Raw genomic sequence first — 13,635 nt, 5'->3', positions numbered from 1 at the left:
TTTCTGTCACTTGCCTTTCGGGGCGAGGCTTGAATAGAGGGCAGCATAGCGCTCGGCGCTTTTCTCCCACGAAACATCCGATTTCATGCCCTGCTTTTGCAATTGGGTCCAGACCTTTTGATCGGCATAGAGATGTAGCGCACGGCGGATTGCCTGCAACAGACCGGAAGCGGTCACCGGAGAGAATTGTATCCCGGTTGCCACTTTGGCCGCAAGTGCGGCGTGATTGGCATCGATGACGGTATCGGCAAGACCGCCCGTGTGGGCGACGATCGGCACGCAACCATAGCGCAGGCCATAGAGCTGCGTCAGGCCGCAGGGCTCGAAGCGCGAGGGGATGATGATGGCGTCGGAGCCTGCCTGCATCAGGTGCGACATCGGCTCGTTGTAGCCGATCGAAACGCCGATGCGGCCCGGATGGCGGGCGGAGGCGGCGAGCAGCGAGCCCTCGAGCGCCGGATCGCCGGAGCCCAGAATGGCAAGCTTGCCGCCCATGGCGACGATCTCGTCGGCGCAGGCGGCGATCAGGTCCATGCCCTTCTGCCAGGTGAGACGGCTGATGATGCAGAAGATCGGTGCGTTGTCATCGTGCAGGCCGAAGAATTCCTGGACGGCTGCTCGGTTGGCGGCGCGGTTCTTCAGCGTCGCGCCGGTGTAATGCGTCTGCAGCACAGCGTCGGTGGCGGGGTCCCAGACCTCGTGGTCAATGCCGTTGACGATGCCGTGCAGCGCCTCGATGCGGCTGGCGATCACGCCTTCGAGGCCCATGCCGAATTCGGAGGTCAGGATCTCGCCGGCATAGGACGGGCTGACGGTGGTGATCGCGTGCGCGGTCTTCAGGCCGCCCTTCAGGAAGCCGATATTGCCGTAATATTCCAGCGCTTCCACCGAGAAGGCCTGCGGGGGAAGGCGCAGGCCGGAGAAGATCTCGGCGCTGAACTGGCCCTGGAAGGCGATGTTGTGGATGGTGAGGATGCTCGGGAGTTCCGGCGTCGGGTAAAAGCGCATGTAGACGGGCGTCATCGCCGCCTGCCAGTCATGCGCATGGACGACGTCGGGGCGCCAGTCGGGCATCAGCCCGGCGGCGATTTCGGCGCCGGCAAGCGATAGCGCGGCAAAGCGGCGCCAGTTGTCGTGGTAGTCCTTGCCGGTTGCGTCCAGATAGGGGCCGCCGGAGCGGTCGTAATAAGCGGGCGCGTCGAGGACGAGGATATCGAGACCCTCGTGATTGACCTCCAGAACCGTTGCCGGTTCGCCCAAGAGATCGTCGAAGCGCATGCGGACGACCGGGTCGCGGATGACCTTCATCACCGCGGGATAGCCGGGCATCAGCGTCTTGGTTTCGATGCCGAAGCGCTTCAGCGCGATCGGCAGGGCGCCGGCCACATCGGCCAGGCCCCCTGTCTTTATCAATGGGAAGACTTCGGACGAAACCGAAAGAACTTTCATCGCTTACATATCCAGCTTGTCGATCATCGGCTGCGTGATGAGGCAGATCCCGCCTTCGGAGCGGCGGAAACGCTTGGCGTCGAGAACCGGGTCGTCGCCGACGACCAGACCTTCCGGAATGACGACGCCGTGGTCGATGACGACATTCGTCAACTGCGCGTGGCGGCCGATCTTGACGCTCGGGAGCACGACGGCGCCCTCAAGCTTCGAGTAGGAATTGGCGCGCACACCGGTGAAGAGCAGGCTGTTGTTGAGCGTTGCACCGGAGATGATGCAATCGCCGGCGATGACCGAGGAGGTCGCGGAACCGCGGCGGTTCTCGTCGTCGTGGACGAACTTCGCCGGCGGCGAGATTTCGGCATAGGTCCAGATCGGCCAGGACTTGTCGTAGATGTCGAGTTCGGGAACGATCGCCGTCAGGTCGATATTGGCCTGCCAGTAGGCATCGATGGTTCCGACGTCGCGCCAGTAGGGCTCGCGCTCGAAATCGGAGCGCACGCAGGAATTGGCGAAGCGGTGGGCGACGGCTTTTCCGTTCTTGACGATATAGGGAATGATGTCCTTGCCGAAGTCGCGGCTGGAATTCGGATCGGCGGCGTCGCGGCGCAGTTCCTCGATCAGGAACTTGGTGCGGAAGACGTAGATGCCCATCGAGGCGAAAGCGCTGTCCGGCTTGCCGGGAATGGCAGGCGGATCGGCGGGCTTTTCGACGAAATCGATGATGCGGTCGGTCTCGTCGACATGCACGACGCCGAAGCCCACGGCTTCCATGCGTGGCACTTCGAGGCAGCCGATGGTGACGTCGGCGCCGCTGTCGACATGCTGCTGCAGCATGTATTCGTAGTCCATCTTGTAGACGTGGTCGCCGGCGAGGATGACCATGTACTCGACGCCGTAGTCCTGGATGATGTCGATGTTCTGGTAGACGGCGTCGGCGGTGCCTTCATACCACTGCGTCTCGGAGACGCGCTGGGAGGCCGGCAGGATGTCGAAGCTCTCGTTGCGCTCGGGGCGGAAGAAGTTCCAGCCGCGCTGCATGTGGCGGATCAGCGAGTGCGCCTTGTATTGCGTGGCGACGCCGATGCGGCGGATACCGGAGTTCAGCGCGTTGGACAGCGCGAAATCGATGATGCGTGACTTGCCGCCGAAATAGACCGCGGGCTTGGCGCGTCGGTCGGTGAGTTCCTTCAGACGGCTCCCCCGGCCGCCGGCGAGAACATAGGCCATTGCATCGCGGGCAAGTGGCTGAATGCGTTTTTCTACCATTGTCTTCCTCCCACCAGTCTCAAGTCTCAGGTTCAAGCATGATAACCGCCAGCGGCGGCAAGGTCAGTGATGCAACGACGGTGCCGCCGGCGTTGACCGCCTGGACACGACCGCCATTGCCTTTGCCGCTGCCGCCATAGATGTCGGCATCGGTATTCAGGATTTCGCGCCAGCGGCCTTCGGTGGGCAGCCTGACGGCGTAGTTCTCGCGGTATACAGGCGTCATGTTGCAGATGACGGCGACCGGCTTTTCACCCGGCGACTTGCGCAGCCAGGCAAAGACCGAGTTCTCGTGGTCGTCGGCCACCAGCCATTCGAAGCCTTCGCCTTCGCAGTCGCGCGCGTGCAGCGCCGGCTTGCTGCGGTAGGTGAAGTTGAGGTCGCGCACCAGGCGGCGCATGCCCTCGTGCATGCGGTACTGAAGCAGGTTCCAATCGAGCGAGCCGGCCTCGTTCCATTCGCTCCACTGGGCGAATTCCTGGCCCATGAACAGAAGCTTCTTGCCGGGATAGCCCCACATCAGCGCGTAATAGGCGCGCAGGTTGGCGAACTTCTGCCAGTCGTCGCCGGGCATCTTGGCGATCAGCGAACCCTTGCCGTGCACCACCTCGTCGTGGGACAGCGGCAGAACGAAGTTTTCCGAGTAGGCGTAGAGCAGGCCGAAGGTCAGTTCGTTGTGGTGGTGCTTGCGGTGCACTGGCTCGCGGCTCATGTAGCTCAGCGTGTCGTGCATGAAGCCCATGTTCCACTTGAAGCCGAAGCCGAGGCCGCCTTCATGCACCGGCTGCGACACCTTGGGCCACGACGTCGATTCCTCGGCGATGGTCATGACGCCGGGGTGCTCGGCATAGATGCGGGTGTTCATGTTCTGCAGGAAGCGGACGGCCTCGAGGTTTTCGTTGCCGCCATATTCGTTGGGGATCCACTCGCCGTGCTTGCGGGAGTAATCGAGGTAGAGCATTGAGGCGACGGCATCGACGCGCAGGCCGTCGAGATGGAATTTCTCGGACCAGTAGAGCGCGTTGTTGACCAGATAGGACACGACCTCGGTGCGGCCGAAATTGTAGATCGCCGTGTTCCAGTCGGGGTGGAAGCCCTTGCGCGGGTCCTCGTGCTCGTAAAGCGCGGTGCCGTCGAACCAGCCAAGGCCATGCTCGTCGGTCGGGAAATGCGCCGGCACCCAATCGAGGATGACGCCGATGCCGACCTTGTGGGCGCCGTTGACGAAGCGGGCGAACCCCTCCGGCTCGCCGAAGCGGGCAGTGGGGGCATAGAGGCCCGTCGTCTGGTAGCCCCAGGACGGATCATAGGGGTGCTCGGTAATCGGCAGGAACTCGATATGGGTGAAGCCCATGTCGACGCAGTAGGGGATCAGGCGGGCGGCGAGCTCGTCCCAGGAGAGGAACGTGCCGTCGTCGCGGCGCTGCCAGGAGCCGGCATGCACCTCGTAGATCGAGATCGGCTGGCGGCGCTTGTCGATCTCGCTCCAGTGCTTGAGGTGGGCTTCGTCCTCCCACTCCTGCAACAGCTCAGGCGTGGTCACCGAGGCGTTCTTCGGGCGCAGCTCGCTGCGGCGCGCGAAGGGGTCCGCCTTGAGGGGCAAGAGCACGCCGTCCTGGCCACGGATCTCGAACTTGTAGGCGAAGCCTGTGGGCACATCGGGGGCGAAGATTTCCCAGATGCCGGCGCCGGCGCGCAAACGCATGACGTGGCGGCGGCCATCCCAATTGTTGAAATCGCCGACGACGGAGACGCGCTGCGCGTTCGGCGCCCAGACGGCGAAGTGGATGCCTTGCGCGCCCTCGTGCTTGATCCAGTGCGCGCCCATCTTGTCGAAGAGGCGCAGATCGGAGCCTTCGCGGGCATAGTAATCGTCCATCGGCCCGAGAACGGGGCCGAAGCTGTAGGGGTCGGTGACGGCCCATTCGGCGTCGCCACGGCGGGCGCGATAGCGCACCGGCACCTGCTTGTTGACCGAGATGGTGCCGGCGAAGAAGCCATCGGGATGCTGGAGCGCCAGATCGCCGATCGCGGTGCCGTCGAGCGACATCGCGGTGACCTCTTCGGCACCGGGAATGAAGCATCGGGCAACGTAAACGCTGCCCGATTTGTGGACGCCCAGAACGGCAAACGGATTGGAATGCGCGCCGGCAAGGATCGCCGCTATTTCATCTGCCGAAATTTCCCAGGGAAGCTTGACTTCAGGGGTCGCCTTCGGCGTTTTCATCCGGCTCTCCAGATTTCCTTGGCATACTGCCGGATCGTGCGGTCCGACGAGAACCAGCCCATGCGGGCGGTGTTGCGGATGGTCTTTTCGCTCCAGGCGGACTTGTCGTTCCAGAGTTCGTCGACTTCGCGCTGGGCCTGGGCGTAGGCGTCGAAATCGGCGGCGACCATGAACCAGTCGTGCGAATAGATGCCCTCGATCAGCTCGGAATAACGGTTGCGGTCATCCGGCGAGAAAACGCCGGAGCCGATGGCCGAGAGCGCCTGCGACAGCTCGTGCGAGCCTTCGATGATGGCGCGCGGATTGTGGCCGTCGGCGCGCAGGTTGGCGACCTCATCGGCGCGCAGGCCGAAGATCTTGATATTGTCGGCGCCGACATTGTCGCGCATTTCGACATTGGCGCCATCGAGCGTGCCGATGGTGAGCGCGCCGTTGAGGCCGAACTTCATGTTGCCGGTGCCAGACGCTTCCATGCCGGCAGTCGAGATCTGCTCGGAGAGATCGGCGGCCGGAACCATGACCTCGGCCAGCGAGACGTTGTAGTTCGGCACGAAGACGACCTTGAGCAGGCCGCGCACGGCCGGGTCGTTGTTGATGGTGCGGGCAACGTCGTTGATCAGCTTGATGATCAGCTTGGCGTTGTGATAGCTCGGCGCCGCCTTGCCGGCGAAGAGTTTTACGCGCGGCACCCAGTCCAGCTCGGGGTGCGAGCGAATCTGGTCGTAGAGCGCGACCGCCTCGATGACATTAAGGAGCTGGCGCTTGTATTCGTGGATGCGCTTGATCTGGATGTCGAACATCGCCGACGGATCGAGCTTCACGCCCATGCGCGATGCAACCAGATTGGCAAGCGCCACCTTGTTGGTGTGCTTGACGGCCGCGAACTTATCTTGGAAGGCGCTGTCGGTGGCGAACTTGTCGAGCGCACGCAGCTTTTCGGCGTCGTCGAGGAAATCGTCGCCGATCGCCTCGCGGATCAGGCCCGTCAGACCCGGATTGCACTGCTGCAGCCAGCGGCGCGGGGTGATGCCGTTGGTCTTGTTGTTGATGCGGTCGGGATAGAGCTTGTGTAGGTCGGCGAAGACGGTGACCTTCATCAGGTCGGTGTGCAGCGCCGAGACGCCGTTGATCGAATGCGAGCCGACGAAGGCGAGGTTGCCCATGCGCACCCGGCGGCTGCCACCTTCCTCGATCAGCGAGATCGAGCGGATCTCGGTGTCGGAGAAGTTCTTGGTCTTGCGGGCTTCGAGCAGCACCTTGGCGTTGATCGCGTAGATGATCTGCATGTGGCGCGGCAGGAGACGCTCGAACAACGGCACCGGCCAGCTTTCCAGCGCCTCGGGCAGAAGCGTGTGGTTGGTGTAGGCGATCGTGCCGCGGGTGATGTCCCAGGCCTGGTCGAACTCCAGCCCGTGCACGTCGCAGAGCAGGCGCATCAGTTCGGCGATGGAGACGGCCGGATGGGTGTCGTTCAGCTGGATCGCCACCTTGTCGGGCAGCGAGGTGAAATCGTCGTACTGCTGCAGGTGACGGCGCAGGATGTCCTGCAGCGAGGCGGACGAGAAGAAGAACTCCTGGCGCAGGCGCAGCTCCTGACCGGCAGGCGTCGCGTCGGCCGGGTAGAGAACGCGGGTCAGGCTTTCGGCCTTGTTGCTCTCGCGCAGCGCGCCGATATGGTCGCCGGCGTTGAAGGCATCGAGCAGGATCGGGTCGATCGGCTGGGCCGACCAGAGGCGGAGCGTGTTGACGCGCTTGCCACGCCAGCCGACGACGGGCGTGTCGAAGGCGGCGGCGATGACGCGCTCGGCCGGCTTCCAGACATAGCGCGGTTCGCCATCGGCGCCGTTGGCGACATCGACCGAGCCGCCGAAGCCGATTTCATAGGCGCTCTCGCGGCGTTCGAATTCCCAGGGGTTGCCGTGGGCAAGCCAGCTTTCCGGCAGCTCGACCTGCCAGCCATCGGCCATCTGCTGACGGAACAGGCCGTGGACGTAGCGGATGCCGTAGCCATAGGCGGGCACGTCGACGGTGGCCATGCTCTCCATGAAACAGGCGGCGAGGCGGCCGAGACCGCCATTGCCGAGCGCTGCATCCGGCTCGAGGCCTGCGATGACTGACACATCGATGCCGAGCGAAGCGAGCGCGTCACGTACCTCTTCCATCAGGCCGAGGTTGGACACGGCATCGCGCATCAGGCGGCCGATGAGGAATTCGAGAGATAGATAGTAAACGCGCTTGGCGCCCGTGGCGTAGACCTTGCGGGTGCTCTCCATCCACTTGTCGATGATGCGGTCGCGGATGACGAGGATGGTTGCGGTCAGCCAGTCATGCGGCTTGGCGACCTTGGCATCCTTGCCGATGCGGTAGGTCAGACGTTCGATGATTTCTTCTGCGAGAATTTCCGGCTTGGAACTGCGCGGTGCGGGAGAGGGGATGGTGGGCTTCGAAACGGGGGTCATCGTCAGGGCTCGCCAATTCTGTTTTGGTTTCAGTAGGTTATACGTACTTCAATCGATTTACTCACGCACTAGCGATGCAGTTTATGCACCGTTACTACGCACTTGCAACAAGGGAAAACCGGCAAACGGAAAAATTGACGCGGGGCACCCGTGGACGACGGAAAGAACTTGATTTTTATCGGCTTTCTGATTTTGATAGACCGGATTGCACAACAACGAAAAGCCGCTCCGGTTTGTTCCGGAGCGGCTTTTTTGTTTTGTGGGATTGCGCGATCAGTTGATCAGGCGCGTCGTCTGGTTGGCGGCCTTGGCGCCGATCTTCTTGAAGGCGGCCAGGAGGTCGGCCATGCTTTCAGCCTGGAAGTAATGGCTTGCGTCCGTAGCGCAATTCTTCAGAAGCTTCTGCCCGGTTGTCGGAGCCATGAAGGCAACAGTGAAGATTTCGATGCCCTTGGCCTTGGCGGCGTCACAGGTGGCCTTTGTCGCCGTGTCATAGGAGCGCCCGCCCCATTTGTCGTCGTTGTTGTCGCCATCGGTCATGAAGACGATGTATTTCTTCGGGATCTGCTTCGTCTTTGCGTAGTGTATCGCATCTTCGCTGTCGTTTCCGGCGCTGTTCTTTGCCGTCAAAGAGGTGAATGCCGTGTTCATGGCGTCGCTTGAGTTCGTCCCGCCGTCCGCGTCGAGCGCGTTAACGTAGGCTGTAACAGCGCTGGTACCCCAGGCAAGCTTACTGGCGGCATATTCCTTGATATCGTAAGATACCGCACCCGTGCGTGCGTAGATGTGCGTCGGATCGGCAGTCTCAAGCTGAGTCGTCAGACTGCCAACGGCCAGTTTCAACGCCTCGATCTTCGAGTAATAGTTGGTCTGAGTTCCTGTGCATGTTTTAGGCTGATACCAGGTGCCGCAAGAGTAGGTGTACGTGGTTGTAGGTTGCGTTGCGTTGACCGTCGTCGTCGCGTAGTCCATCGAGCCGGACTTATCCAGCGCAAGGAACATCGAGACAGAACCCTGCGTCTCGGAATAGCCGCCGGCCGTCTGGCTCGATACCCCGATCTGCGTCGTCTTGAAGCCGGCGACCTGCGCCAGGCCGCTGAACTGCATCGTGTAGCTCGACGAAATGCTGACGCTATAGCTGGTCGCGGCGCCTGAGGTCGACTTCGTCGCCGTGGCGGTCGTGGCGTCCTTCAGCGCGGTCGTATCCGAGAGATAGTTCGCCATCTGGCCGGCGATAAAATCCTTGGCGAAGGCGGCAGCCCCTGATGTGTCGATCTTGCCGTCGGCCAGCGCCGATGCCGTGGCGAGCGCCGCGGAATCGGCCGCTTCCTGCAATTGCCGCTTCGACATGGCCGCACTGGCTACATCGACAGCGAGGCTTCCCGCGCCGAACAGGACCGGAATCACGAACGCCGTCGTGATCGCGAAATTTCCGTCCCGATTGGACATCAATCGGGAAATGCCATTCATCATAAATAGCAAGGTGTTCATCATGCTCACCCGAATAGTTGCTTTTGACAATGTGGCAGTGATGCGCCCAATTCATTGAGCTTGTTTTTACGGGTTTGCTTCAATTTTAATGGAATGTTGCTTTCCAACACGAATTCGGGAGCGACGTGGCTTTTCGCCAAACTGCGTTCGGCGCTGTTGCGTTCATGCATCACCATCGCGTCGCGTGACCATCCTCAGGTTTCGCGACAACAGAAAAGCCGCCCCGGATCGTTCGGGGCGGCTTTTTGTTGCGATGAGATCGATGTTACTGCGTCAGGCGGACGTAGTTGCTGTCGGTAGCGGTGCAATCCGACGAGATCGTGTAGAAGATATCCTGGCGATCCCAACCACCGCCGTCTTCCCAGGCGTGGCTTTGCGGCTTCGCGCAACCGAAGTATTTTTCCAGCGGGAAGTTGATGCCCTGGGGCATCTGCGTGCCGTCGACAAACAGGTAGTTGCTGGTCGCCGGGTTATCGGTTCGGAGCGTGTTGTTGTAGGAGAAGTAGCCGATGTACTGGCTCTTGTTCTTATCCTTGGCGGCGATCACGTTGCAGGTGACGTTCTTCTTGCTGTCGACAGTCGCATAAGCGCCGAGCGGGCAGCCGTCGGTCTTGATGTCCATCTTCAGCACCAGCTTGGTATACTTGCCAAGATCGATGGCGCCGGCAGGACTCATGGTCTTCGTGCCTTGGCCGCCGTCATTTTGCGTTGTCGGCTGGTAGGTGTAGGTGCCCAGCACCACTTCGGCGGTCGTGTCCGGACGCACGACGATGATCGACACGACCTTGTACCAGTAGCCCTGGGCATTGGTCGGCGTCAGCGTGACCTTCTGCGGCTTCATCGGCGCGATGGCCGCAGCGTCGGCACTGATCGGGATCGAGTTGTAATTGGCGATCTTCATCAGCGACGTGTCAACCGCCGCGTTCAGGGAAACCTTGAACGTCCTGCCATCTGCGGTCATGCTCGATGTGACATTGCTCGGCATCTGCGCGGAGTAGCCCTTGAGGAAAGCCTGGGCCGTGGTGGTGGCTGCGGCAAGATTGGTACCGTCGAAGATCTTGCCGCCTTCGAGCGCGGTCGCGTCGGCAATTTCCTGCAAGTTCGTCCTTTGCGCGGACGCGTTGGAAAAGTCGATCGCAGCGCCGCCCGCCAGAAGCAGCGGGGTGGCGATCAAGGCCGTCACCATGGCGAAGTTGCCGCCGCGGTCGTTGAACAGGCCGGCAAGTGTGGCCTTAAGCGTATGCAAGGTGTTCATCATGTTCACCCGAATGGAGTTGCCCTGGTCGTGACAATAGTCATGGGCCATATCCATTGAGGTCGGCTTTATGCGTTTATTCGAACTTTATTGAATTGTCGCTTTCCTGCGCGGTTTTGCGCGAAACCGATGCCGACCGGGTCGATTCCCGTGACGGCGTTCACCATGTGGTCGGACGGCCGCCCCTACTTCACCGGAATGACATCAACCGCCTGAACCGCCCGCTGGCCGCCATAGCTCTTCAGTACGCCGATGACGGGGGCGACGTCGGAGTAGTCGCGGCCGTAGCCGACGACGATGTGGTCGGTGCCGGCGGGGATGTTGTTGGTGGGGTCGAGCTCCACCCAGCCGGTGGTCTCGCCGCACCAGACGCGCACCCAGGCATGCATGGCGTCGGCGCCTTCGAGACGCTCCTTGCCCGGTGGCGGGATGGTGCGCAGGAAGCCGGAGACGTAGCCCGCGGGAATGCCGAGGCTGCGCAGCGCCTGGATCATCACATGGCTGAAATCCTGGCAGACGCCGCGCTTCAGCCGGAAGGCCTCGATCGGCGTGGTGTCGACGTTGGTCGCCTCGGCGTCGTATGTGAAGTCCTTGTGGATCGCGGCGCAGAGGGCGGTCGCGATCTCCAGCACGGTCAGCCTGGGCTGGACGACGCCTTGGGCGTAATCCGAAATTATGGGCGTTTCGATCAGGCGCGGGCTGTTGCCGAGAAAGTGATGCGGCGAGCCCGGCTTCAGCGACCAGACGCCTGCGATCTCCTCCGGCAGATCGGCGAGCACGGGCGAGAAATCGGCCGTGATCGAGTGGCTCTCGACCTGAACGCGGGCATGCATGCGGATGTCGAGCTTCTCGTGGGGCGCGCGGACCATGAAGGAGGTCGCGGGATGCTCGAAGAAATCGGTGAAATTCGACTGCTCGTCCGGGGTCGGCGAGACCTTGATGGAGCCCGCGATCAGGCGCTGGCGATCGGGCAGCGACAGCGGCAGGAGGCGCATGATGTGGCGGGCGCCGGAGGCCGGCCAGTCGTAGCTATAGCCCATGTGCAGCGACAGATCGTAGAGCACAACATCACCCCAGATAGGTTTGCGCGAGGAGATCGGAGAGGTTCTCAAGCTCGCGTTCGAGGCTGCGATAGACGTCGTCGGTCATCGTCTCGGGCGTCATGACGGCGAGGCCGGAGCGCAGGCGCATGGATTCGCGGTAGAAGGGCGACATCTGGCCGTTGCTCAGTGCATTCGGCAGCTGCTCGACCTCGCGCAGGATCTCGTTCATCTGGAAGAGGATCGAGCGCGGGTTCAGCCCGTCGAGCGCAAGCAGGTCGGTGACAGTCAGCCGCGCGGTGTTGACATTGTAGCGGCGGCGGTGGGTCATGACGCTGTCGCCGATCTCGAGCAGCATGTCGAGCGCCCCATCGGGCGCCTCGGGGCCGGACATGTGGCCGAGCAGGCGGGTCATGTGCAGCGCGCGCTCGATATGGCGGCCGAGCGACAGGAAGCGCCAGCCGGTGAAGCGGTACATGTTTTCATGCACGAGACCGGCGAAGCCCGCGAGCTTGCGCAACAGGATCGTCATCGCATGGCTGGCGTCGTCGCCCGGCGATACGGTGGCGTGGAAGCGGCGGGCGGTCTTGGCGAGATCGGTCAGCGCCAGCCAGCCATCCGGCGAGAAGCGGTCGCGGATGTTGCTGGCCGAATAGACGGCGCTGTCGATGTTGCGCAGCAGCGTGTCGGGCACCGCGTCCTCGGTGTCGATATCGACCGCGGCGAGATAGGCGCTGACATCGGCCAGCAGCGGCTGGCTCGGATCGGCGGCCTCGGCGAAGCGGGCGTGCCAGGCGCGCAGGATGCGCAACGCCCCTTCGGCGCGCTCGATATAGCGGCCGAGCCAGAAGAGATTGTCGGCGGCGCGGCTGGGCAGGCTGCCCGGCATGTTGCGGGTGAAGCTCGCCTCAGTCGGCAGCAGTGTGTGGCGCTCGACGGGCTTGTCGCTAACGATCCAGACGTCGGCGGCGGCGCCACCCGACTGCATCGCGATCGCCGCCACGTCGTCGCCGGCGCCGATGCGGGCGAAGCCGCCGGGCATGATCTGCCAGCCGTTCTTTGTGCGGGCGGCGAAGACGCGCAGCGACATCGGCCGCGGCACCAGCTTGCCGTTCACCCAGCTTGGCGTGGTCGAGAGCGTCACCGCTTCCTGGCCGACGAGCTTGGGGCCATCGGTGTTCAGCCAGTCGCCGATGGAATCGCGGGCGGTGGCGCGCAGCGCCGAGCCGAGCACGGATTCACCATTGTCGTCGAAGAAGGGCGCACGCGAATAGGCCGGGCCGATCACCATCTTCTCGATGTTCTGGGCGACATGGTCGCGCTCGCTCTTCTGGCCGCACCACCATGTGGCGATCGACGGCATCTTCAGCTCCTCACCGAAGAGGCGGCGGCAGATGGTGGGCATGAAGGCGAGCAGCGCGCGCGTTTCGATGATGCCGCTTCCGAGCGCATTGACGATGGTGACGCTTTCGGCGCGCAGCGCTTCCACAAGGCCCGGCGTGCCGATGTGCGAGGTCTGGTTGAGCTCGAGCGGATCGGCATAGGCGGAATCGAGGCGGCGCCAGAGCACGGTGATCGGCTTCAGGCCGGAGACGGTGCGCACCATCACCTTGCCGTTGACGACGGTCAGGTCCTCGCCCTCGAGCAGCATGAATCCGAGATAGCGGGCGATGTAGGCGTGTTCGTAATAGGTCTCGTTGGCGGGGCCGGGGGTGAGCACGGCGATGCGGTCGTCGCCGCTGTGCTTCATGCCCTGCAACGCATCGCGGAAGGCGCCGAAGAAGGAGGCGAGCCTGTGCACCGGGGTTTCCGCATAGATGTCGGAGAAGGCGCGGGTGGTTGCCACGCGGTTTTCCAGCGCGAAGCCGGCGCCGGAGGGGGCCTGTGTGCGGTCTGCCAGAACCCACCAGTTGCCATCGGGGCCGCGACCGACCTCGAAGGCGCAGAAATGCAGATAGTGGCCGCCGGCCGGCTTGACGCCGACGAGCGGGCGCTGGAACTCCGGATTGGAGGCGATCAGCGCCGGCGGCAGCACGCCATCCTCGACCAGCCTGTTGTCGCCATAGATATCGGCGACGATCGCTTCGAGCAGGTCGGCGCGCTGGACGAGGCCTTCCGACAGGCTCTCCCATTCGCGCTCGTCGATCAAGACGGGGATGGGCGAGAGCGGCCAGGAACGTTCGGCGCTGCCGGTGCTGCCATAGGCGCGGTAGAAGACGCCGGCATCGCGCAGATAGCGGTCGGCGCGGGCGAAGCGCTCGGTCAGGTCCTTTTCCGGCATGCCGCTCAGATGCGCCATGAAGCGTTGCCAGACCGGGCGGATCGCGCCGTTCTGGTCGACCATCTCGTCGGCGACGCCGGGCGGCGGGCGATAGCCGAGCACCGCCTCGTTGCCGATGCGCTCGCTCTTCTGCTGCCGCAGCTCTCTTGCCGGTTTCTTGCCCATGA

General features: G+C 63.0%; 9 protein-coding genes. All 9 read right to left on the bottom strand.

The features are described 5' to 3' along the window. Positions 1-6 precede the first annotated feature (6 nt). The gene (glgA, locus tag J5286_RS18910; protein ID WP_209191690.1) at positions 7-1,449 is read right to left on the bottom strand and encodes a glycogen synthase GlgA; all 1,443 of its coding nucleotides are present in this window, start codon (positions 1,447-1,449) and stop codon (positions 7-9) included. Positions 1,450-1,452: 3 nt separating this feature from the next. Then, positions 1,453-2,715 (bottom strand): glucose-1-phosphate adenylyltransferase, encoded by a 1,263-nt coding sequence (gene glgC, locus J5286_RS18905; protein ID WP_018899809.1) that lies wholly within the window; start codon positions 2,713-2,715, stop codon positions 1,453-1,455. A gap of 19 nt (positions 2,716-2,734) precedes the next feature. Then, a complete protein-coding gene (glgB, locus tag J5286_RS18900; RefSeq protein ID WP_209191689.1) occupies positions 2,735-4,942 on the bottom strand; it encodes a 1,4-alpha-glucan branching protein GlgB in 2,208 nt (735 codons plus the stop codon). Beyond that, positions 4,939-7,401 (bottom strand): glycogen/starch/alpha-glucan phosphorylase, encoded by a 2,463-nt coding sequence (locus J5286_RS18895; RefSeq protein WP_209215372.1) that lies wholly within the window; start codon positions 7,399-7,401, stop codon positions 4,939-4,941. The genes glgB and J5286_RS18895 overlap by 4 nt, the downstream gene beginning before the upstream one ends. 273 nt (positions 7,402-7,674) lie before the next feature. Continuing rightward, complete coding sequence (locus J5286_RS18890) at positions 7,675-8,892, bottom strand: pilus assembly protein TadG-related protein (RefSeq protein WP_209191687.1); 1,218 nt, start codon at positions 8,890-8,892, stop codon at positions 7,675-7,677. Between the two features lie 5 nt (positions 8,893-8,897). Beyond that, the gene (locus J5286_RS18885; protein WP_209191686.1) at positions 8,898-9,062 is read right to left on the bottom strand and encodes a hypothetical protein; all 165 of its coding nucleotides are present in this window, start codon (positions 9,060-9,062) and stop codon (positions 8,898-8,900) included. 95 nt (positions 9,063-9,157) lie between these two features. Then, positions 9,158-10,147 carry a TadE/TadG family type IV pilus assembly protein gene (locus J5286_RS18880; RefSeq protein ID WP_245206279.1) on the bottom strand — a complete coding sequence of 330 codons (990 nt, stop codon included), beginning with the start codon at positions 10,145-10,147 and terminating at the stop codon, positions 9,158-9,160. Between the two features lie 185 nt (positions 10,148-10,332). Further along, complete coding sequence (locus J5286_RS18875; RefSeq protein ID WP_209191685.1) at positions 10,333-11,211, bottom strand: transglutaminase family protein; 879 nt, start codon at positions 11,209-11,211, stop codon at positions 10,333-10,335. 4 nt (positions 11,212-11,215) lie between these two features. After that, positions 11,216-13,633 carry a circularly permuted type 2 ATP-grasp protein gene (locus tag J5286_RS18870; RefSeq protein ID WP_209191684.1) on the bottom strand — a complete coding sequence of 806 codons (2,418 nt, stop codon included), beginning with the start codon at positions 13,631-13,633 and terminating at the stop codon, positions 11,216-11,218. Positions 13,634-13,635: the final 2 nt, after the last annotated feature.

The organism is Rhizobium sp. 16-488-2b, assembly GCF_017741815.1.
Classification (GTDB): domain Bacteria; phylum Pseudomonadota; class Alphaproteobacteria; order Rhizobiales; family Rhizobiaceae; genus Rhizobium.
The sequence above is the reverse complement of the archived record's forward strand: the minus strand, read 5'-3'. Positions and strand labels throughout refer to the sequence as shown.

Bases quoted from the DNA above. Each gene is read 5' to 3' on its own strand.
- J5286_RS18890 (WP_209191687.1), bottom strand. From the start codon at position 8,892: ATGAACACCTTGCTATTTATGATGAATGGCATTTCCCGATTGATGTCC.
- J5286_RS18885 (WP_209191686.1), bottom strand. From the start codon at position 9,062: ATGCATGAACGCAACAGCGCCGAACGCAGTTTGGCGAAAAGCCACGTC.
- J5286_RS18895 (WP_209215372.1), bottom strand. From the start codon at position 7,401: ATGACCCCCGTTTCGAAGCCCACCATCCCCTCTCCCGCACCGCGCAGT.
- glgC (WP_018899809.1), bottom strand. From the start codon at position 2,715: ATGGTAGAAAAACGCATTCAGCCACTTGCCCGCGATGCAATGGCCTAT.
- glgA (WP_209191690.1), bottom strand. From the start codon at position 1,449: ATGAAAGTTCTTTCGGTTTCGTCCGAAGTCTTCCCATTGATAAAGACA.
- glgB (WP_209191689.1), bottom strand. From the start codon at position 4,942: ATGAAAACGCCGAAGGCGACCCCTGAAGTCAAGCTTCCCTGGGAAATT.
- J5286_RS18880 (WP_245206279.1), bottom strand. From the start codon at position 10,147: ATGAACACCTTGCATACGCTTAAGGCCACACTTGCCGGCCTGTTCAAC.
- J5286_RS18870 (WP_209191684.1), bottom strand. From the start codon at position 13,633: ATGGGCAAGAAACCGGCAAGAGAGCTGCGGCAGCAGAAGAGCGAGCGC.